This window comes from Rhizobacter sp. P1_G5, assembly GCF_056405435.1.
In genome coordinates, this window is the sequence record NZ_JBFUCB010000867.1 from 1 (window position 1) to 1,942 (window position 1,942).

A 1,942-nucleotide genomic window follows, 5' to 3' on the forward strand; every position below is an offset into this window, starting at 1 on the left:
GGCAGCGTGCCGGTCAGTCCCGAGCCGAGCTTCAGCTTGAAATCCGCCAGCCCCTGGAAACCGAGCGAGCGGCAGAAGCGGATCACCGTCGGCTGGCTCACCTCGGCGCCTTGCGCGATCAGCGCGATCGGTTCGTTCAGCGCGGTGCGCGGGTTGTCGAGCACGAAGTTCGCGACCCGCCGCTCGGCCGGCGACAGCGTCGTCACCGAGGCCCTTACGCGTTCGAGCAGCGGGTGGCTGCCGTCAGCGTCCGGCACGTGGTCGGACAGCAGCGTCGAGACGCCCTGGAACGCCAGGTTCTCGGCCGTCAGCAGGTAGGTCGGGATGCGCGCCACGTAGTCGCTCATGCGGCCCTTGGCTTCGAAGCGCTCGCGGAAGACCGCCTGCGCGAACAGCGGCCCGAGCCGCGGCACGATGCCGCCGCCGACATACATGCCGCCGGTGGCGCCGAGCGTCAGCGCCACGTCCGAGGCCATCGAGCCCAGCATCCCGCTGAACACCTCCAGCGTCTCCAAGCAGGCGGCGTCGTGCTGCAGCGCGCGCTGCACGATCTCGGCGGTCGTCAGCTCGCGCGCGCCGCCCGCCGCCGGGTGCAGGGCCTGGTGGATCAGCTCGATGCCCGGCCCCGAGATCAGCCGCTCGGCCGACACCCGCGACATGCTCTTCCAGGCATGCTGCAGCACGCGCATCTCGCGCTCGTCGCTGGGCGCGAAGTTGACGTGGCCGCCTTCGGTGGCGAGCGTGGTCCAGCGGTCGCCGGACGGGATCAACCCCGACACGCCGAGCCCGGTGCCCGGACCGAGCAGCCCGATCACGCCGTTGGCCTGCGGCGCACCGCCGCCCACCTGCAGCCGGCCGTGCGGGCCGACGCCGGGAATCGCCATCGCCAGCGCGGTGAAGTTGTTGACGACCAGCAGCGTCGACAGCTTCAGCTGCTGCTGCACCTCCTTGATGGAGAACGCCCAGTCGCGGTTGGTCATGCGCACCTGGTCGCCCTGGATCGGGTTGGCGATCGACACGGCGCCGTGGCGCGGCGTGAGCTCCGGCACCGTCGCGAGGTAGGCCTGGATCACCTCGGTGATGCCGGCGTGCTCGCTGCACGGCAACACCGCCACGTGCTCGAACTGGCCGGGTGCCGCCTCGATGCAGAAGCGGGCGTAGGTCGCGCCGATGTCGGCCAGCAGCCGCAGGTCGGTGAAGGGCGTGGCGCGGTAGCTGAGGTCGATGGTCATGGACGGGGGACTGCACCAGAGACAGGGGAGGCGGCCAGCGTGGCCGCGGGAGCGCGTTCGAGCAGGACGTAGCCGGTGGCGGCGAGCGTGACCCGGCCGTCGACCACCTCGACGCGCTGGCCGCTGTACGCGTCTCGCAGCGCCTCGCCGTTGCCGAAGGTGGCGCCCAGCGGCAGCGTGACGGTGCCGTCGACCGCCATCGCGACGACGACCGCATCGCCGCTCTGCGCATCGACGCGGCTGAAGACGTAGGGGCTGGCCGACAGTTGCCGATGCACACCGCGTGCCAGCGCGACATGGCGCGCGCGGAAGCTGCCGAGGCGGCGCCAGTGCGCGAGCTGCGCGGTGTCGGGCGTGGCCCAGTTCATGTCGGAGCGGGTGGCCTGCTGTGGGTCGGACGCCGGTGCCGGGCCGGGCGGGCGCGCGGTTTCGTCGCCGTAGAAGATCTGAACCGCGCCGGGGGCGAGCAACAGCGCGGCACCGGCCTGCGCGAGGCGGCTGCGGTCGAACAGCCGCGTGTCGTGCGACGAGATGTAGCTCAGCGCGTTCCAGCCGGGCCGGCCGGAGAGCAGCGAGGCATAGCGGCTGTACAGCGCGTCGGGGTGGGCGAACTGCGGCGCCTGGTCCTGGAATTCGAAGTTGATCAGCGCATCGAAGCCGGCGTCGGCCAGCGGGCTGCGYTCCGGCCCCTGGCYCCAGGACTCGCCGAC

General features: G+C 72.0%; 1 protein-coding gene and 1 pseudogene. Both read right to left on the bottom strand.

All coding sequences use genetic code 11. The features are described from left to right. The coding region (glk, locus tag AC1D12_RS32090) for a glucokinase (protein WP_477845206.1) at positions 1 to 1,232 on the bottom strand (1,232 nt) is incomplete at its 3' end. Beyond that, positions 1,229 to 1,942, bottom strand: a pseudogene (locus tag AC1D12_RS32095) (alpha-amylase family glycosyl hydrolase); the annotation flags it as partial. The gene glk and the pseudogene AC1D12_RS32095, both read right to left, overlap by 4 nt.